General features: G+C 64.6%; 18 protein-coding genes. 17 read left to right on the top strand and 1 reads right to left on the bottom strand.

What is annotated here, in order from left to right; translation table 11 throughout:
* The first annotated feature begins 54 nt into the window (after positions 1-54).
* The 16 genes from tig to FEF27_RS04935 all read left to right on the top strand — a co-directional run bounded on the left by tig (position 55) and on the right by FEF27_RS04935 (position 15030).
* Entirely contained in the window at positions 55-1455 is a 1401-nt protein-coding gene (tig, locus tag FEF27_RS04860) for a trigger factor (protein WP_138169719.1), read from the top strand.
* 177 nt (positions 1456-1632) lie between these two features.
* Positions 1633-2241, top strand: a complete 609-nt coding sequence (locus FEF27_RS04865) for an ATP-dependent Clp protease proteolytic subunit (RefSeq protein ID WP_138169720.1) — start codon at positions 1633-1635, stop codon at positions 2239-2241.
* Positions 2242-2287: 46 nt separating this feature from the next.
* Positions 2288-2899 (top strand): ATP-dependent Clp protease proteolytic subunit, encoded by a 612-nt coding sequence (locus FEF27_RS04870; protein WP_138169721.1) that lies wholly within the window; start codon positions 2288-2290, stop codon positions 2897-2899.
* A 117-nt stretch (positions 2900-3016) separates the two neighbouring features.
* Complete coding sequence (gene clpX / locus FEF27_RS04875; RefSeq protein ID WP_138169722.1) at positions 3017-4309, top strand: ATP-dependent Clp protease ATP-binding subunit ClpX; 1293 nt, start codon at positions 3017-3019, stop codon at positions 4307-4309.
* 140 nt (positions 4310-4449) lie between these two features.
* Complete coding sequence (locus FEF27_RS04880; RefSeq protein WP_208009692.1) at positions 4450-5733, top strand: extracellular solute-binding protein; 1284 nt, start codon at positions 4450-4452, stop codon at positions 5731-5733.
* Positions 5730-6710, top strand: coding sequence for a carbohydrate ABC transporter permease (locus tag FEF27_RS04885; RefSeq protein ID WP_243729097.1), 981 nt, complete (start codon positions 5730-5732; stop codon positions 6708-6710). The genes FEF27_RS04880 and FEF27_RS04885 overlap by 4 nt, the downstream gene beginning before the upstream one ends.
* Positions 6710-7561 (top strand): carbohydrate ABC transporter permease, encoded by an 852-nt coding sequence (locus tag FEF27_RS04890; RefSeq protein ID WP_138169724.1) that lies wholly within the window; start codon positions 6710-6712, stop codon positions 7559-7561. The genes FEF27_RS04885 and FEF27_RS04890 overlap by 1 nt, the downstream gene beginning before the upstream one ends.
* A 32-nt stretch (positions 7562-7593) precedes the next feature.
* Entirely contained in the window at positions 7594-8850 is a 1257-nt protein-coding gene (locus FEF27_RS04895; protein ID WP_138169725.1) for an ABC transporter ATP-binding protein, read from the top strand.
* Between the two features lie 70 nt (positions 8851-8920).
* Positions 8921-9307 (top strand): glycine cleavage system protein GcvH, encoded by a 387-nt coding sequence (gene gcvH / locus FEF27_RS04900; protein ID WP_138169726.1) that lies wholly within the window; start codon positions 8921-8923, stop codon positions 9305-9307.
* 112 nt (positions 9308-9419) lie between these two features.
* Positions 9420-9860, top strand: coding sequence for an FHA domain-containing protein (locus FEF27_RS04905; protein ID WP_243729098.1), 441 nt, complete (start codon positions 9420-9422; stop codon positions 9858-9860).
* 98 nt (positions 9861-9958) lie between these two features.
* On the top strand, positions 9959-10714 hold the full coding sequence (ftsR, locus tag FEF27_RS04910; RefSeq protein ID WP_138169728.1) for a transcriptional regulator FtsR: 756 nt from the start codon (positions 9959-9961) through the stop codon (positions 10712-10714).
* A gap of 58 nt (positions 10715-10772) precedes the next feature.
* Positions 10773-11330, top strand: coding sequence for a bifunctional nuclease family protein (locus FEF27_RS04915; protein WP_138169729.1), 558 nt, complete (start codon positions 10773-10775; stop codon positions 11328-11330).
* Positions 11331-11436: 106 nt separating this feature from the next.
* Positions 11437-12048, top strand: coding sequence for a MerR family transcriptional regulator (locus FEF27_RS04920; protein WP_424991668.1), 612 nt, complete (start codon positions 11437-11439; stop codon positions 12046-12048).
* Between the two features lie 67 nt (positions 12049-12115).
* Complete coding sequence (locus tag FEF27_RS04925) at positions 12116-12922, top strand: ParA family protein (RefSeq protein ID WP_138169730.1); 807 nt, start codon at positions 12116-12118, stop codon at positions 12920-12922.
* Positions 12919-14361, top strand: a complete 1443-nt coding sequence (locus FEF27_RS04930) for a mycothione reductase (RefSeq protein ID WP_138169731.1) — start codon at positions 12919-12921, stop codon at positions 14359-14361. Before FEF27_RS04925 ends, FEF27_RS04930 begins: the two co-directional genes overlap by 4 nt.
* 69 nt (positions 14362-14430) lie before the next feature.
* Entirely contained in the window at positions 14431-15030 is a 600-nt protein-coding gene (locus tag FEF27_RS04935; RefSeq protein WP_138169732.1) for a mycothiol-dependent nitroreductase Rv2466c family protein, read from the top strand.
* Positions 15031-15489: 459 nt separating this feature from the next.
* On the opposite strand, the gene FEF27_RS04940 is transcribed toward FEF27_RS04935, so the two are convergent.
* Positions 15490-16251, bottom strand: coding sequence for an SDR family oxidoreductase (locus FEF27_RS04940; RefSeq protein WP_138169733.1), 762 nt, complete (start codon positions 16249-16251; stop codon positions 15490-15492).
* Between the two features lie 95 nt (positions 16252-16346).
* Here FEF27_RS04940 and valS point away from each other — a divergent pair, with 95 nt between their 5' ends.
* Positions 16347-18980, top strand: coding sequence for a valine--tRNA ligase (gene valS / locus FEF27_RS04945; RefSeq protein WP_138169734.1), 2634 nt, complete (start codon positions 16347-16349; stop codon positions 18978-18980).
* Positions 18981-18986: the final 6 nt, after the last annotated feature.

Consider the following 18986-nt stretch of genomic DNA (forward strand, 5'->3'; position numbering starts at 1 on the left):
CTCTGACCTTGATACCAAGTCAAGTTTTGCAATCGCAGCAACAGGAGCCCATACGTGGTCAAGAGCACCGTCGAAGAACTGAACCCGACTCGAGTCAAGCTCACCGTAGAGGTGTCCGGCGAAGAGCTCGAGCCGAAGATCAAAGCTGCCTATAAGAGCATTGCCAACCAGGTTCAGATCCCCGGCTTCCGCAAGGGCAAGGTCCCCGCCCCCATCATCGACCAGCGGTTCGGCCGCGAAGCGGTCATCCAGCAGGCCATCAACGACGGCCTCCAGGAGTTCTACCAGCAGGGTCTGGCCGAAGCGGAGATCACGCCGCTGTCCCGGCCCGAGGTGGAGGTCGAAGAGATCCCCGACGTCGCGACCAACGAGGGCACGCTGAAGTTCTCCGGTGAGCTCGACGTCAAGCCCACTGTGGAGCTGCCCGAGTACTCCGGCCTCGAGGTCGAAGTCGAGGCTGTCGAGGTTGACGACGAAGCTGTCCAGGAGGAACTCGACGCGCTGCGTTCACGCTTCGGCACGCTGAAGGACGTGGAGCGCCCCGCCACCACGGACGACTTCGTCACCATTGACCTCACCGCCACCATCGGCGAGGAAGAAGTCGACAACGCCACCGGTCTGAGCTACCAGGTGGGCGCCGGCACCATGCTTGACGGGCTCGACGAGGCGTTGGAGGGTCTCTCGGCCGGCGAGGACGCCACCTTCAACACCACCCTGGCCGGGGGAGAGCACTCCGGTGAAGAGGCCACCGCGAAGGTCACCCTCACCGCGGTCAAGGAGCGCGAACTCCCCGAGGCGGATGACGACTTCGCCCAGATGGCCTCCGAGTTCGACACCATCGAGGAGCTCAAAGAGGACCTCCGCGGCAAGGCCGCCTCCACCGGGCTGGAGAAGCAGGGTGTCGAGGCGCGGGACAAGGTGCTGGAGAAGCTGATGAGCCTGGTCGAGGTTCCGGTGCCGGAATCAGTGATCGAGGAGCAGATCGGCCAGCACTTCAGCTCCCAGGGACACAGTGAGGGCGACTCCCACGACACCGACGATCACCGCGCCGAGATTCGCGAGCAGACCGAAGAGGCCTTCCGCAATGAGATAGTTCTGGACCTCATCGCGGAGAAGGAAGAGATCGGGGTGGACCAGGGCGAGATCATCGAGTACATCGTCGCCACCGCCCAGCAGTACGGCATGGAGCCCAATCAGTTCGCTCAGATGCTCGACCAGGCCGGCCAGGTCCCCATGATCATGGGCGAGGTCCGCCGCCGCAAGGCCCTTGCGAAGGTCTTGGAACTGGCCACTGTGACAGACACCGCTGGCGAGACCGTCGACCTCTCGGCATTCGTGACCCCCGCAGAGGAGCAGGAGGACGACGAGGCTGCCGAGGCAGTCGAGGCCGCCTCGGCGGACTCCACTGTGGCCGAAGCCGCAGAGACCGCTGAGGATGCCGGCGAGACGAAGTAAATGAGAGTGTGATGTGCAATGCGCCCCGTCCGTCGCCGGACCGGGGCGTTTTGCATATTCGCCACCGGAAAACGGTGGTGTGCCATCGGCGAACAGTGCCGCCGAAGCCGTGGCGTCGTCGCCGGTCTCCAGTAATGTCATAAGCCGAACCACTCACCAGACGTATGGAGGAACTTGATGTCTGAGCAGCTGCCCACTGCCTCGAGCGTGGACACGGCATCGCAGGAGAACTACATCTACAACCGGCTCCTGAAGGAGCGGATCATCTGGCTGGGGTCGGAGGTGCGTGACGACAACGCCAACACGCTGTGCTCCCAGATGCTGCTGCTCTCCGCTGAAGATCCCGAGCGCGACATCTATCTCTACATCAACTCACCGGGCGGTTCGGTGACTGCCGGGATGGCCATCTACGACACCATGCAGTTCATCCCCAATGACGTGGTGACCGTCGCCACCGGTCTGGCCGCCTCCATGGGCCAGTTCCTGCTCTCCTCCGGCACCCCTGGCAAACGCTTCGCCACCCCCAACGCCCGGATCCTGATGCACCAGCCCTCCGGTGGCATCGGCGGCACCGAATCGGATGTGCGCATCCAAGCGGAGCTGATCAAGCACATGAAGCAGGTCATGGCCGAGCTCACTGCCGAGCAGACCGGACAGAGCGTGGAGACCATCCTCAGCGACAATGCCCGCGACAAGTGGTTCACCGCAGAGGAGGGCCTGGAGTATGGGTTCTTCGACAAGATCGCCCAGCGTTCCTCCACCGTCTCCGGCGGCGGCGGAGTCTGAGCCCTTACGACGCCGCGGAACACAGGACTTCACAGGAGACATTGAGATGAATTTTGAAGCACGCTATATCCTCCCCTCCTTCGAGGAGCGGACCCCTTACGGGTTCAAGCGCCAGGACCCCTACGCCAAGCTCTTCGAAGACCGGATCGTCTTCCTCGGCGCCCAGGTCGACGACGCCAGCGCCGATGACATCATGGCCCAGCTGCTGGTGCTGGAGTCGATGGACTCCGAGCGGGACATCACCCTCTACATCAACTCCCCAGGTGGCTCTTTCACCGCAATGACCGCCATCTACGACACCATGCAGTTCATCCGCCCGCATGTGCAGACGGTTTGCCTGGGTCAGGCGGCCTCTGCCGCAGCGGTGCTGCTGGCCGCCGGGACCCCGGGCAAGCGCCTGGCGCTGCCGAACGCGCGTGTACTGATCCACCAGCCAGCCATGGGCGGAGCCCGCGGCACCGCCACCGACCTGGCCATTCAGGCTGACGAGATCCGCCGGATCCGGACCTGGATGGAAGAGGTGCTGGCCCAGCACACCGACAAGAGCCCGGAGCAGATCAAAGAGGATATTGACCGCGACAAGTTCCTCTCGGCCGAAGGTGCGAAGGACTACGGGCTGGTCGATGAAGTGCTCAGCTCCCGTAAGCTCCCCGTCTGAGTGCGGCGAATCGCCACGGGCGCAGGGGCCCCGTGGCGGTTTGGGGGCAGGTCCGTGCTCTGAAGTACGCTTGAGACAGTCCCATAACGATCTGCACGGCGAGAGGGTTGCCCACACATGGCCCGAATAGGTGAGAGCTCAGACTTATTGAAGTGCTCTTTCTGCGGCAAGTCCCAGAAGCAGGTCCGGTACAAGCTGATCGCAGGTCCCGGAGTATACATCTGTGACGAGTGCATCGAGCTGTGCAACGAGATCATCGAAGAGTACCTCAACGAGGTCCAGGAGACCTCAGAGGTGGAGCTGCCGACCCCCAAAGAGATCAAAGACTTCCTCGACGAATACGTGGTGGGCCAGAACAAGGCCAAGCGGTCGCTGGCGGTGGCGGTCTACAACCACTACAAGCGAATCCAGGCCACCGGATCAGCCTCCAAGACCGCCTCGCTGGAGAAGGGGCCCTTGGACGAGGTGGAGATCGGTAAGTCCAATATCCTCATGGTCGGCCCCACCGGATCCGGCAAGACCTACCTGGCGCAGTCGCTGGCCAGAAAGCTGCAGGTGCCGTTCATCGTCGCCGATGCCACCAGCCTCACCGAGGCCGGGTATGTGGGCGAGGATGTGGAGAACATCCTGCTGAAGCTCATTCAGGCTGCCGACGGTGACGTCAAGAAAGCCGAACAGGGCATCGTCTATATCGACGAGATCGACAAGATCTCTCGAAAATCAGAAAACCCCTCCATCACCCGGGACGTCTCCGGGGAAGGTGTCCAGCAGGCGCTGCTGAAGATCCTGGAGGGCACCACCGCCTCGGTGGCGCCCCAGGGCGGCAGAAAGCACCCGCAGCAGGAATTCATTCAGATCGACACCTCCAATGTCCTCTTCATCGTCGCCGGTGCCTTCGCCGGGCTGGAGGACATCATCGAGTCCCGCGCCGGCCGCAAGGGCATCGGGTTCGGCGCCCCGCTGTCCACCATCGTGCCCGGTGAGGCCAGCTATGCAGACGTGGAGCCGGAGGACCTGCACAAGTTCGGTCTGATCCCGGAGTTCATCGGCCGTCTGCCGGTGGTCGCCACAGTGGAGGAACTGGACGAGGCGGCGCTGAAGGAGATCCTCAGCAAACCCAGAAATGCCCTGCTGAAGCAGTATCAGAAGATGTTCGCCATCGATGACGTGGAGCTGGAGTTCGACGACGACGCCATCCAGGCCGTGGTGGAGCTCGCCCAGCAGCGCGGCACCGGTGCCCGCGGGCTGCGCTCAATCCTGGAGAACGTGCTCAACCCCATGATGTTCGATCTCCCCGGAAGAGATGACATCGCCATGGTCACCATCACCGGCGAGGTGGTGCGCGAAGGAGCTGAACCCCTTCTCACCACCCGCGATGAGGCAAAAAAACTGCGCAAGAAGTCCGCGTAACACCCCCGGCGGGAGGGCCGATTCAGTCAAGTACGGCCGTGTCGGAAACGTGATGACGTGGGGCTTCCGTTAACCTGCAACTAAGACTACTGTTCAGTCCAGGGACGTGACACGTGTCACCTCGATCAGGAGGTGTAGTACTGGTGAAAGCACGATCAGCAGGGGCGGCCGCGGCCGCAGCGGTTCTGCTCCTATCAGGCTGCGGGGGTCAGGACGAAGTCCCCACGCTGACCTGGTACATCAACCCCGACGACGGCGGGCAGGAGGCACTGGCGGAAAAGTGCACCGAGGAGGCCGACGGCGCCTACCGCATCCAAACCTCCCTGCTGCCCATGGACGCTCCCGCCCAGCGCGAACAACTCGCCCGCAGGCTCGCCGCAGGCGACTCCTCGCTGGACATTATGAGCATTGACCCGCCCTTCATCCCCGAACTCGCCACCCCCGGCTTCCTGGCGCCGGTGCCGGAAGACGTGGCAGAGCGCACCACCGAGGACACCCTGGAGGGCGCCCTGGCCGGAGCCATGTGGGGCGACGAGCTGGTCACCGTGCCGTTCTGGGCGAACACCCAGCTCCTCTGGTACCGCGAATCCGTGGTGGAGGAGGCTGGGCTCGATATGGACGAACCAGTCACCTGGGACGAAATCATGGACGTCGCTGCCGAGCAGGACAAATATCTGGGTGTCCAAGGCATCCGGGCTGAGTCCATGACCGTATGGGTCAATGCGCTGGTGGAGTCGCAGGACGAGTCCATCCTCGTCGACCCCTCAGCGTCAGCAGACGAGCTGGAGACCAACCTCGACTCCGAGGCCGGGGCTCGGGCCGCAAGCATCATGTCGCGCATCGGCCAGGAGGGCCTCGGCGGGCCCGGTGTCGCCTCCATGGATGAGAACCAGTCCATGTTGCTGTTCCAGCGTGAGAACGGCTCCTTCATGGTCAACTGGCCCTTTGTGTGGCCAGCCACCCTCGGTGCCGCGGATGAGGGCAGCATCGATGCCGACATTCCCGACGACATCGGCTGGACCCTCTACCCACGGGTGGATGCCGACACTCCTACGGCGCCCCCGCTGGGCGGGATCAACCTCGGAGTCGGCGCCGAATCCGAGCACCCGGAGCTGGCCTACGAGGCCATCGAATGCATCGTCACTCCGGAGAACCAGGCCGAATACTTTGTGACCAACGGCAATCCGCCCTCTTCGGAATCCGCATTTGACGACCCCACGGTGGAGGAGGAGTTCCCGATGGCTGATGTCATCCGTGAGTCGCTCGACATGGCCGCTCCGCGTCCGCAGACCCCGTTCTACAACGAAATATCTGAATCCATCCAGGGTCGGTTCACTCCACTCTCCGGAGTCGATGAGGACACCACGCCAGCGCGAACTGACTCCTACATCATGGAAGTCCTGCGAGGGGAGCGTCTGCTGTGACCGCCACCGCTGAAAGCACACGCAAGCAACGCCGCTCCTCCAAGAAGCCGCGCAGATCCGACCGCACCAAAGCCGAGATCCGCCTCGGCTGGCTGCTGGCCGGTCCGGCGTTCTTCGTGATGCTGGCGGTGACTGCCTACCCCATTGCCCAAGCCACCTTCGACTCGCTCTTCTCGTTCCGGCTCACCGCTCCCGACGAACGCTCGTTCGTCTTTCTCGACAACTACATTCTGCTGTTCTCCGACGGACTGTTCTGGCGGATCTTCGGCGTCACCCTGCTGATCACCGTCGTGACAGTCGCGGTAGAGCTGGTCCTGGGCTTCGCCCTGGCGCTGGTGATGCACCGGGCGCTGAAGTCGCTGCGCGGAGCGCTGCGCACCGCGATCCTGGTGCCCTACGGCATCATCACGGTAGTGTCCGCGTTCGCCTGGTACTACATGTTCGACATCAACTCCGGCTTCGTCAACAACTGGTTCAGCTGGGTCCCGGGCATCGACAGCGACCTCGACTGGTTCTCCAACTTCGGCACCGCGATCACCGTCATCATGGCCTCGGAGATCTGGAAGACCACACCCTTCATCGCGCTGCTGCTGCTGGCAGGTCTCGCTCAGGTCCCCGACGAACTCGTGGAAGCGGCCCGGGTGGACGGGGCCACCAAGGTCCAGCAGTTCACCCGCGTGATCATCCCGAACATGAAGGCAGCCATCATGGTCGCCGTCCTCTTCCGCGCCCTGGACGCCTTCCGCATCTTCGACAACGTGTTCATCATGACCGGTGGTGACGCCAATACCGAAGTGCTGGCCCTGCTGGCCTACCGCCAGTCGATCTCCCGACTGGAGATCGGCCTGGGCTCCGCGGTCTCCGTGGTGCTGTTCATCTGCGTGCTGCTGCTGTGCCTGCTGGCCGTCAAAGGATTCAGAGTGGACCTCGCCAGCGGCACTGATTCGTCCGGCGGCAAGAAACAAGGGGGGAAGTGATGGCAGGCTCCAAGGGCCTCACCGGCCGGCAGAAACTGGGCTGGGCGGTCGTCTCCGTCGTCGTTCTGGTCTACGCCCTCTTCCCGGTGGCGGCGATCTTCGCCAACAGTTTCAAAACGCAGGCAGACCTGGGGAACCCGTCCTTCTGGCCGAGGAACTGGACGCTGACCCACTACGAGATGATCTTCGTCGGCGGGGCCCAGGAACTGTTCCTGACCTCACTGCGCAACAGCATCGGCATCACCCTGATCGCGACCTTCGTGGCCGTGGTGCTGGCGACCCTGTGCGCCTACGCCATCGCCCGGCTGAACTTCCCCGGCAAACGCATTATTCTCGGTGCAGCCCTGGCAGTCTCCATCTTCCCCGTCATCTCTGTGGTAACCCCGCTGTTCAACCTATGGCGGACCATCGGGCTGTATGACACCTGGCCGGGTCTGATCATCCCCTACCTGTCGCTGACCCTGCCGATCTCCATTTGGACACTGTCCGCGTTCTTCCGGCAGATCCCCTGGGAATTGGAGCAGGCGGCCCAGGTGGACGGCGCCACCCAGTGGCAGGCCTTCCGCAAGGCGATCGTCCCGCTGGCCGCACCCGGGGTCTTCACCACCGCCATCCTCGCCTTCTTCATCGCCTGGAATGACTTCGTCTACGGAATCTCACTGACCTCCACCGAAGCTGCGCGGCCGGTCCCGGCAGCGCTGGCGTTCTTCCAGGGCGCCAGCCAGTTCGAAGAACCCACCGGGGCAATTTCGGCCGCGGCGATCGTGGTAACTATCCCCGTCGTCGTACTAGTGCTGCTGTTCCAGCGGCGAATCGTCTCCGGCCTGACCCAGGGCGCGGTCAAGGGCTAGGGCTTTCAAAGGCCAAGGAAAGGAAACGTCTCATGGCATCGATCACGATGAAGAATATCGTCAAGGAGTACGACGACGGCTTCCCAGCGGTCAACGACATCTCCATAGATATCGAGGACGGGGAGTTCGTGATCCTCGTCGGCCCCTCCGGCTGCGGAAAGTCCACCTTGCTGCGCATGATCGTCGGCCTGGAGGACATCACCTCCGGTGAGATGCTCATCAACGGGGAACGCGTCAATGACAAGCCGCCGCGTGAGCGCAACCTGGCGATGGTCTTCCAGAACTATGCGCTCTATCCCCACCTGACCGTCTTTGAGAACATCGCCTTCCCGATGCGGCTGGCCAAAGGCCAGTTCAGCGATTCCGAAGTCAAGGAGAAGGTCCAAAAGGCCGCCGGGATGTTGGAGCTCACGGAGCACCTGGAGCGCAAACCTGCCAACCTCTCCGGCGGTCAGCGCCAACGCGTGGCGATGGGAAGAGCCATCGTCCGGGACGCCAACGCGTTCCTCTTTGACGAGCCGCTGAGCAACCTCGATGCCAAGCTGCGCGGACAGATGCGCGCCGAGATCTCTCAGCTGCAGCGCAGGCTCAACACCACCAGTGTGTATGTCACCCACGACCAGACGGAGGCGATGACGCTCGGTGACCGCGTCGCAGTGCTGAAGAAGGGGCTGTTGCAGCAGATCGCCTCGCCCCGAGAACTGTACGAACAGCCTGCGAACCTCTTCGTGGCAGGGTTCATCGGCGCGCCCTCGATGAACTTCCTGCCCGGCACCGTGGAGGATGGTCCGGTCGGATCCATGAGCCTGAACACGCCGCTGGGCTCCATCGAGCTGCCCGAGGAGCTGGCCGCCGCCGGCAAAGGCAGGGACATTGTGCTGGCAGGCATCCGCCCCGAGTTCTTCGCCGAGGCCTCCACGGTGGATGAGAGCAAGCGGGGCCGAGGGTCGATCGTCCGGGCAGAGCTGACCCACGTGGAATGGCTGGGCAACGAGCAGTACGGCTACATCAGCTATGAGAACGACCCCCGTGTGGTCGACACCCTGCAGAACCTGGCACATGACATGGATGCCGATGACCTGCGCACACAGCTGGTGGTCGCGCTCGACGCCACCTCTCGGGTCCGCGGTGGTGACTCCGCGGACCTGTGGGTCGACACCCGGCGCATCCACCTGTTCGATCCCTCCACGGGCGAGAACCTCACCCGTGATGAAGAGGCCGGTGCGGAGCTGACTCGCCTGGCGGCCGAGGACCGCAAACGCGACCGGGAGAGAACCGCCGCCGACTGACCCCGGGCTCTGCCGCAGGGGTGCTAAGTTGTACTCGGAACCATTTCCCGTGATGAGAAGGAGCGCCCTGATGAGCAACATTCCCGCAGATCTGAAGTACAGCGCCGAGCACGAATGGATTGGCGCAGCAGACGCCGAGGGTGTCGTTCGCATCGGAATCACGGACTTCGCTCAGGATGCGCTCGGTGAAGTGGTTTACGTGGAGCACCCCGAAGTGGGTGCCGCTGTCTCAGCCGGCGACGTCGTCGGCGAGGTGGAGTCCACCAAATCGGTCTCCGACATCTACGCTCCGGTCACCGGAGAGGTCACTGCGGTCAATTCCACGCTGGATGATCAGCCCCAGACCATCAACTCCGACCCTTACGGCGAGGGATGGCTCTTCGAGGTCAAACTCTCCGACGCCTCCGAGACTGACAGCCTGCTCAGCGCCGAGGACTACACCCAGCAGGTGGGCTGAACCGCCCCAGCTGTTATATAGTTGTTATCCTCACTTCGGACCTGACCCTGCGGGCGGTCCGTCGGCCATCACAGGTGCAGTCGCACCCCACATGCACAGAGAGGAGGGCCAGGTGACTGAGCAGCACAAGAAGCAGCAGCCCGTCCCAGAGAGCGCGTCGGAGACCACCTCGGTGGCTCTGCCGCCGGCCAACTTGGGTCCCCTGGAAGCTCACCTCTCGGAGCAGGACATTGCCGCCATCAGTGCCCTGCCGAAGAGTTCTGCGCTGCTGATCGCGCACACCGGAGCCAACCAAGGTGCACGATTCCTGCTGGACAAGGATGAGATCACCGTAGGACGGCACCCCGAAGCTGACATCTTCCTCGACGATGTCACCGTCTCGCGGCGGCATGTGCGGATCGTCCGGGGGCAGGGCGGGTTCGAGGTACTGGATTTGGGAAGTCTCAACGGCACCTACGTCAATAACGACCGGGTGGACCGCTACCGGCTGTGCACCAATGACGAGGTTCAGGTCGGGAAGTTCCGCCTGACTTTCTACTCCGGAGGCAGCTGAACCCTCCGGGGAGTGACAAATGACTGATCTTCGGCGACTCGCACGATATTCTGAGGCTGACTTCTTTCCTTCCCCTGAACCTGAAAGAGGATGCGCCCGTGAGTGCAACACCTGCTCGTCAGCCTAAACCGGCGGCGAAGGCCGGGCCCGCAGATACCCATGTCTTCACCATTTCGGAAGTGCTGCGTGAACTCCAGCGCGAGTTTCCGGACCTCTCAGCATCGAAGCTGAGGTTCCTCGAAGAGCGGGACCTGGTGGAGCCGGCCAGAACCCAATCCGGCTACCGCAAATACTCGGCATCCGACGTCGAACGCCTGCGTTTTATTTTGGCGCTGCAGCGGGACCGCTATATGCCCCTGGATGTCATCAAACAGACGATGGACGCCATCGACGTCGGCGAGCAGCCGGAGGCGCTGCCGGAGTCAGCACCGGTGGGTCCCAAGGAGGTCACCGGGGAACTCGCCGCCCAGATCACCGGGCGCAGCCGCCCGATGAGCCGCAAAGAGCTGCGCGCCCTCTCCGGTGCCACCCGGGGCATGCTGGACACTCTGGAGAAGTTCCGCATCATCAGCGCCGACGTTCAGGGCAACTACAGCCATCACGATCTCAAAGCAGTCAAAGCCGTCCGGGTCCTGGCTCGTTACGGCCTGGAGCCCAAGCACCTGGTGACGCTGCGCCGTTCCGCAGATGCGGAGCTTGACCTCATCGGACGGGCCATGGCCCCGCATGCGGCCCGGAAGGACGCCGCGGCACGGGCCCGGGTCGCCGAATCCTCCAAAGAGATGCTGCAGTGCCTGAAGGATCTGCGCGCCTCCATCATGGACGCCGCTGTGGAGCGAATCGACCGCCGGTAGCCCTCCGAGGGGCCCGTAGGGGGTCCATCCCTCCGCCGTTCCGGCATACACTGGAAGTATGGAGGACCCGCAGGTGCAGCTCGAGGTGGTGGGTGTTCGGGTGGAACTGCCCAGCAATCAGCCTGTGCTCATCCTGCGCGGGGTAGATCCGGGGACTGAGAACCTCCACGTGGCCGTGGTGGTGGGACCTGCCGAAGCGGCCGCCGTCGCCCGGGCCTTGCAGGGGGAGGTGCCACCGCGCCCCATGACTCATGATCTGCTCACCACTGTGCTGGAGAGCTGGGGCCGCGGGATCGGCGGGGTGGAGATCAGGCTCCTGGACAGCAGCACCTACGCCGGCTCGCTCCGGCTCAACAGCGGCACCACCATCGACGCCCGCGCCTCCGACGCCATCGCGGTGGCCGTGCGGGCTCAGTGTCCGATCAGCATGGCTCGGACCACCTTGGAGGCGGTCTCTGTGACTCCCCGCTACCGTTCCTCGTCCAGCGAGCCGTCACCGGGGGCCAGCCCCGAGGCCCAGCAGCTCGCCGGCCGCGGCCCCATCTCCGAGGATGAGATCCGCGAGTTTCAGAAGTTCCTCTCTGAGGCTGACCCCGAAGACTTTGACAGGTCATGAGACACGCCGAGCCGGAGTGCACCTGTCACCACATCCCGACGTGGCGCGGATAGACTGGCACTATCATCCGCAGCTACGTGACGCACACCACCAGAGAGGTGCCTGAGTGAAGGACCAACGCGCTGAACTACCGCGCACCCGCCAGCACTCCCGCCCCACGGCTCAGGACACCCTGTTTGACGACGGACTTCCTGACCTGGATGAGGACATGGGCTACCGCGGCCCGGTAGCGTGTTCGGCCGCCGGCATCACCTACCGCCAGCTGGACTACTGGGCGCGGACTAAGTTGGTCGAGCCCTCTCTGCGCAACGCCTCCGGGTCCGGGTCGGCCCGGCTCTACTCCTTCCGGGACGTGCTGGTGCTGAAGGTGGTCAAGCGGCTGCTGGACACCGGGGTGTCACTGCAGCAGATCCGCGCGGCGATCGAGCACCTGCGCGAGCGCGGGGTCGAGGATCTCGCAGAAATCACCCTGATGTCTGACGGTGCCAGCGTGTACGAATGCACCTCCACGGACGAAGTCATCGACCTGGTCCAAGGTGGCCAGGGCGTCTTCGGAATCGCCGTGGGCCGAGTCTGGCGTGAGGTCGAAGGCAGCCTTGCAGAGCTGCCCAGGGAACGCAGCGAAGCCGCTGAGAGCGCGGAGGCAGCCCCGGCCGCCACCCCACCGGCCATGGATGAGCTGTCACAGTTGCGCGCCAAGCGCCAGCAGGCCTCCTGATCGAGGCTTCCCCCGACCGCAGCGCACAGGTTCTGCTGTGCTGCCCCTCCAGCATTAGGATGGACCCGTGCAGATTCTCAGTGTCTCCAGTCTGAAAGGCGGGGTCGGCAAGACCTCGGTCACCATGGGTTTGGCGTCGGCGGCCCTCCACGGGGGCGTCAGGACCCTGGTCATCGACCTGGATCCGCACGCCGATGCCACCACAGGCCTGAACGTCTCGCGCGGCGCCGGCCGGGAGGCGGCCCAGCTGCTGAAGGAGTCGCGCAAGGCCAGCATCTCAGACCACGTGGTCCGCTCCGGCTGGGTGGATCTGATGGATGCCAAGCAGCAGAAGACCGCTGTGCTCGACGTCGTGGTCGGCTCAGCGCTCTCCGCCACCTTTGACCGCCCAGACATTCGTCCCCGAGACATGAAACGGCTGAAGACCCTGCTGAGCAGAGTCAGCGGGTATGACCTGGTGCTCGTGGATTGCCCGCCGTCACTGTCCGGGCTGACCAGGATCGCCTGGGCGGCAGCCCACCAGGTGCTGCTGGTCGCTGAGCCCTCCCTGTTCTCCGTAGCCGGCACCGAACGCACCATGCGCGCCATCCGGATGTTCTCCAATGAGTTCGCCCCCCAGCTCACCCAGGCAGGGGTGGTGGTGAACAGGGCGCGGGCCGACTCGGCCGAACATGAGTACCGGCTGCTGGAGATGGAGCGCCTCTACTCGGACAAGCTCCTGCTTCCGGTGCTGGAGGAAAACCCGCATTGGCAGCAGATCCAGGGTGCGGCCTACCCGGTCCACCAGTGGCCGGGCGACCAGGTGCGGGATATGGCGAAGAGCTTCGATGAGATCCTCAAGCAGCTGGTCCCCGCCAAGAGTCTCACCTCGTGAGGCCCGGCACTCCCTATGACCTGGCCATCATTGGGTCCGGCTCCGGGAATTCGCTGATCACGCCTTATTGGGATGATAAGCGGGTGGTCTTGGCTGACCAGGGCATCCCGCACACCGGTGCTTTCGGCGGAACCTGCCTCAACGTCGGGTGCATCCCTACCAAGATGTACGTCCGCCCCGCGGCGCTGGCACGCTCACCGGAGGAGGCCGCCCGTCTGGGGGTGGAACTCTGCGAGGCGCAGGCCGACTGGCCACGCATCCGGGACCGGATCTTCGGCCGGATTGACGCGATCTCCGAGGCAGGCCGCGAGTACCGCGAGCGGCTGGAGCATGTGGATCTGATCTCGGAACGAGTCACCCTCACTGGCCCCCGATCGTTCCGCACCGCCTCCGGTGCGGAAGCCTCCGCCGAGCAGATGGTGATCGCCGCTGGCTCCCGCCCGGTGATTCCTGAGGTCCCGGGCACCGGGCTGCCCCAGGTGCACACCTCGGAGACCATCATGCGGATTCCGCAGCTGCCGGAGAAGATCCTCATTGTCGGCGGCGGATACATCGCCTGCGAGTTCGCCGGCATTTTCTCCGGACTCGGATCCGAGGTCATCCAAGTCAATCGCAGCGTCGGGCTGATGAACCAGCTCGATGCCGAGATTGCTGCCGCCTACTCCGCCCAGGCGGAGGCGAACTGGACGGTCCACTACCAACGGACCTTGGCCGGCGTCGTCGAAGATGCCCACGGCAGGGCAGTAGCGCAGCTGGTGACCAGTGACGGCCGTATCGAAGAGATCACTGCTGATGTGGTGCTCCTGGCCATCGGACGGGTGCCCAACAGCGACGCCGTCGGTGCGGCCGAGGCAGGCCTGGACATTCACCCGGACGGGAGGATCGCGGTCGATGAGTACCTGCGCGTGCAGCAGGATGGCGCGCCGGTCGAGGGCGTCTACGCCATCGGGGACATCTCCTCACCGCCCATGCTCAAGCACGTGGCCAACCACGAGGCGCGGGTCGCGGCGCACAATCTGGAGCACCCGCAGCACCTGCGGCGAGTCCGGCATGAGGTCATCCCCGCCGCGATCTTCTCTCACCCGGAGATCGCCCACGTCGGGCTCACCGAGGACCAAGCGGCGCAGCAGGTCGGGGCCGAGCACCTGACGGTGAAGACACAGCGCTACGCCGACACCGCCTATGGCTGGGCCATGGAGGACCAGTACGGGATCATGAAGGTGATCGCTGATTCCCGCAACGGGCAGATCCTGGGCGCACACGCCATGGGCTACCACTCCTCGAACCTGATCCAGCCCATCATCCACGCCATGAGCTTCGGCCAGGATGCCTACACGGCAGCCCGCGGCCAGTACTGGATCCACCCGGCCCTGATGGAGGTCACCGAGAACGCCCTGCTGGGTCTCGACGTGCCGGCACCGCCCGACGCCCCGCTGTAGCGGAATGACTGGGACCGGTGTCCGGTTGGCATGGGAGGAACCCCTGTAAGCTGACTGAAAGGACCTCAAATGGCCGAGCGTGTGGACTTCTGGTTCGACCCCATCTGCCCCTTCGCCTATGCGACCTCCCGCTGGATCCTCGAAGTGGAGAAAGTCCGTGACATCGAGGTGCAGTGGCATGTGATGAGCCTGGGCGTGCTCAATGAGCAGAAGAACCCCGCCCCTACGGAGGACGAGGATGTGCTGGCGCGCTGGATCCCGGCTCGGACCTCCACTGCAGTGGCGCAGACCGCGCCGGAGAAGATTGGTGACTTCTACAGCGCGATTGGGCACGACATTCATGTCAACGGTCACCGCGACTTCGAAGCGGCCTCCCGCCGGGCGCTGGCGGAGATCGGCCTGGACGAGTCCCTGGTGGATGAGGCGAAGACCGACACCTACGACGACGCCATGCGCACCTCACATGAGTCCGGCATCTCACAGGTCGGGCAGGATGTGGGCACCCCGATCCTGGCCATCGCTGGTACTGCTTTCTTCGGGCCGGTCATCACACGGGTCCCCACCGGGGAGACCGCAGGCAAAATCTTCGACGGCGCGGTAGCGATGGCGGAGTACCCCTACTTCTTCGAGCTCAAGCGCTCCCGCACCGAACGCCCTCAGTTCAGCTGAGCCTGGGCGGTGCCCCCATGGGGGGCGCCCCAGTTCGGGTGGTGCGCTGCGCCGGGCCCTGGGGGAGCTCCATCATCAACCTCAGCCCACATCGGCATCGTCAGCGCTGCCCCGGGGCGCTGGGGGAGAGCTCCGCCCTAGAACCCGGCGGCGTATCTCGTGGTGGCATGTGCGCACCGCGGAAGCCTGGTGACGCAACATCCGAGACGCAACATTCGATGGGACACCTCCCCGGACATCGACCATATATCCCATCGGATGTCCCACAACAGGCCGCTCCTGAGGCACAGACGCAACATTCGTGGGGACTCAGGGGCAGACAAGCGGCCAGTGTCCCACTGAATGTTGCAGCAGCCTGCGTTATCCACAGGCAGGGGCGGACGCTCTGCACCGATTCCGTTGCTCTGCCAGGATGAGCACTATGCCACGCCACACAGCGCGCACACGGGCAGGACCCGCTCAGCCGGTGCGAATGACCTTGTGCTGAGCAGCCTGCGCCACCGGGCGGATGACAATCTGGTCCAGGTTCACATGGTGCGGCAGGGTGACCGCACGGGCGATCACCTCTGCCACGTCCTCGGCCACCAGCGGTTTCTTCACCCCGGCGTAGACCTTGTCCGCCGCCGCGGCGTCGCCCCGCAGCCGTTTGGCAGCGAACTCCTCGGTCCGCACCATGCCCGGCAGGACCTCAATGACTCTCAGATTGTGCTCGGCCTCCTCCAGGCGCAGCACCCCGGTCAGCGAATGCTGCCCGAACTTTGCCGCGTTGTACCCGGCCCCGCCCTCGTAGGCCACTGTGCCTGCGGTCGAGGTCAGGTTCAGGACTGTGCCTTCTCCGTGGGCCCGCAGCATGGGCAGGAACGCCTGGGTGACGTTCAGGGTCCCCAGCACGTTGACCTCGTACATCCACCGCCAGTCCTCTGCCCGGCCCTCAGCGACTGATTCCACCCCGAGGGCGCCGCCAGCATTGTTGATCAGAGTGTCGATCCCACCGTCTTCGCTGACCGCCTCCAGCAGGGAAGCGACCTGGTCAGGGTCAGTGACGTCGCAGACCACCGGGATGATGCCCTCCTGTTCGGCCAGGTGCTCCAGCTTCTCTGCCCGACGAGCAGCAGCGAAGACCCGCCACCCCTCAGAGGTCAGGCGCAGTGCGGTGGCCGCGCCGATCCCCGAGGAGGCTCCGGTGACAAGGGCGCGGCGGGGGGCTGATTCGATGTTCATAAGAACACCCTAGCCAGAAGGCTCGGAGCGGAGGATGCTGTTTCCGACATGTGAGACGGACCGGTGAGCCTGAGCATGCGTGGCACAATGGCCCCATGGCTGAGAACATAAAGGGCACAGACACGCCCGCATACAAGACCCCTGAAGTCCCCGAGAAGCCCGCACTCGAAGGGCTGGAGACCAAGCTCAGCGCAGCCTGGTCCCAGGAGGAAATCTTCCACTTCGACGATCGCGCCCCCCGCGACGAGGTGTACTCCATCGACACCCCGCCGCCCACGGCTTCCGGGTCACTGCATGTCGGCCACATGTTCTCCTACACCCACACCGATGTGGTGGCCCGCTACAAGCGCATGCGCGGCAAGAAGGTCTTCTACCCGCTGGGCTGGGATGACAACGGTCTGCCCACCGAGCGGCGCGTGCAGAACTACTACGGCGTCCGGTGCGACCCCTCCCAGCCGTACGACCCGAACTACACGCCTCCGGAGAAGCCGGCCAAGAATCAGCGCGACTGGGACATGATCTCCCGGCGCAACTTCATCGAGCTGTGCGAGACCCTCACTGTCGAGGACGAGAAAGTCTTCGAGGACCTGTTCACCACCCTGGGCCTCTCAGTGGATTGGCGCCAGACCTACCGCACCATTGACGATGACTCCCGGACTGCCTCACAGCGGGCGTTCATCAGGGATGTGCACTCCGGCAACGCGTACACCGCCGAGGCACCGACCCTGTGGGACGTCACGTTCCGCACCGCTGTGGCCCAAGCGGAGCTGGAGGCCAAGGAGCGCCCCAGCGCCTATTACCGCTACCCCTTCACCGACGACGCCGGCAACGAAGTCACCATCGCCACCACCAGGCCCGAGCTGCTTCCCTCCTGTGTGGCGCTGGTGGCCCACCCCGACGACGAGCGCTACCAGGGGCTCTTCGGAAGCACCGTCACCTCCCCGCTGTTTGATGTGGAAGTCCCGGTTCGGGCGCATCCGCTGGCGGACCCGGAGAAGGGCTCGGGGATCGCCATGATCTGCACCTTCGGTGACATGACGGACGTGACCTGGTGGCGGGAACTGAACCTGCCCACACGTGCGGTCATCGGCCGTGACGGCCGGCTCTCGGCAGAGACCCCGGAGTGGATCACCACCACCCGGGGGCGGGAGAACTACCAGCAGCTGGCCGGCAAGACCGTCCACTCGGCCAAGGAGGCCGCCATAGAGCTGCTGCAATCCGGCGGGCTGCTGCGTGCAGAGCCGGAGAAGATCACCCACGCGGTGCACTTCTACGAAAAGGGTGACAAGCCCCTGGAAGTGGTCACCTCACGCCAGTGGTACATCCGCAACGGCGGCCGGGACGCCCAGCGGCGGGAGCAGCTGATTGAGCGCGGCCGCAAGATCACCTGGAACCCCGGTTTCATGCGCTCGCGGTACGAAAACTGGGTGGAGGGCCTCAACGGAGACTGGCTGATCTCCCGCCAGCGGTTCTTCGGGGTGCCGATCCCGGTGTGGTACCCGCTCAGCAGCGCGGGGGAGCCCGACTACGACCACCCGATCCTGCCCGAGGAGCACCAGCTTCCCGTAGACCCGGCCGCCGAACCGGCACCGGGTTACACCGAGTCTCAGCGCGGCGAGCCCGGCGGATTCATGGGTGAGCCGGATGTCTTTGACACCTGGGCGACGTCGTCCCTGACTCCCCAGATTGCCGGCAAATGGGAGCGGGACCCGGACCTGTTTGAGCGGGTTTTCCCGTTCGACCTGCGCCCTCAGGGCCATGACATTATCCGCACGTGGCTGTTCTCCAGCGTGGTGCGCGCCAACACTCTGCATCAGACGGTGCCGTGGACCAACACCGCCATCTCCGGCTGGATTCTGGATCCGGACCGGAAGAAGATGTCCAAGTCCAAGGGAAATGTGGTGGTCCCCAACGAACCGCTGGAGCAGTTCGGCGCGGACGCTGTGCGGTATTGGGCCGCCTCGGCCAGGCTGGGGGCGGACACCGCGTACGAAATCAGCCAGATGAAGATCGGCCGCCGGCTGGCCATCAAGCTGCTCAACGCCTCCAAGTTCGCCTTCGGCATGGGGGTGACCGAGGAGCACATCGTCGGACCCGGCACCGATTCCAGCGTGATCACCGAACCGCTGGACCAGGCGCTGTTGGCGAAGTTGCGCACTGTGGTGCAGCAGGCCACCGAGCACTTTGACGACTATGACTACGCCCGTGCGCTGAGCCTGACCGAGAGCTTCTTCTGGTCCTTCACCGATGACTACGTGGAACTGGTCAAAGACCGGGCGTATGGGGCACAGGGAGAGCAGGCCCAGGCCTCAGTGCGGGCCACCCTGGCCACAGCGCTGGACAAGCTGCTGCGTCTGTTCGCCCCCGTGCTGCCGTTCGCCACTGACGAAGTGTGGCGCTGGTGGCGCCGCGGATCGGTGCACGCCGTGAGCTGGCCCCAGCCCGCCGAGCTGGACGCCGTGGCAGGTTCCCCTGCCGTGCTGGACGCCGTGGCCGCCGGGCTGACCAGCCTGCGCCGGGCCAAGGCCGAGGCCAACGTCAAGCAGCGCACGGAGATCCTCTCGGCGCGGATCACGGGTTCGCAGCAGGAGATGGAGTCGGTCCGCTCAGCACTGCGGGATCTGCAGGCAGCCACCAAGTCACAGGTCCTTCAGCTGGAGAGCGCCGACGACGCCGCCCCGGAGATCGTGGTCTCGGAACTGCAGCTGGCCGAGGCCGGCACCGCCTGAGCCCAC

The sequence above is a fragment of the Nesterenkonia sphaerica genome (genome assembly GCF_005771565.1).
In the GTDB taxonomy this organism is placed as follows: Bacteria; Actinomycetota; Actinomycetes; order Actinomycetales; family Micrococcaceae; genus Nesterenkonia; species Nesterenkonia sphaerica.

Coding starts and splice junctions, on each gene's coding strand:
- FEF27_RS04865 (WP_138169720.1), top strand. CDS start 1,633: ATGTCTGAGCAGCTGCCCACTGCCTCGAGCGTGGACACGGCATCGCAG.
- FEF27_RS04870 (WP_138169721.1), top strand. CDS start 2,288: ATGAATTTTGAAGCACGCTATATCCTCCCCTCCTTCGAGGAGCGGACC.
- clpX (WP_138169722.1), top strand. CDS start 3,017: ATGGCCCGAATAGGTGAGAGCTCAGACTTATTGAAGTGCTCTTTCTGC.
- FEF27_RS04890 (WP_138169724.1), top strand. CDS start 6,710: ATGGCAGGCTCCAAGGGCCTCACCGGCCGGCAGAAACTGGGCTGGGCG.
- FEF27_RS04895 (WP_138169725.1), top strand. CDS start 7,594: ATGGCATCGATCACGATGAAGAATATCGTCAAGGAGTACGACGACGGC.
- gcvH (WP_138169726.1), top strand. CDS start 8,921: ATGAGCAACATTCCCGCAGATCTGAAGTACAGCGCCGAGCACGAATGG.
- FEF27_RS04915 (WP_138169729.1), top strand. CDS start 10,773: ATGGAGGACCCGCAGGTGCAGCTCGAGGTGGTGGGTGTTCGGGTGGAA.
- FEF27_RS04935 (WP_138169732.1), top strand. CDS start 14,431: ATGGCCGAGCGTGTGGACTTCTGGTTCGACCCCATCTGCCCCTTCGCC.
- FEF27_RS04940 (WP_138169733.1), bottom strand. CDS start 16,251: ATGAACATCGAATCAGCCCCCCGCCGCGCCCTTGTCACCGGAGCCTCC.
- valS (WP_138169734.1), top strand. CDS start 16,347: ATGGCTGAGAACATAAAGGGCACAGACACGCCCGCATACAAGACCCCT.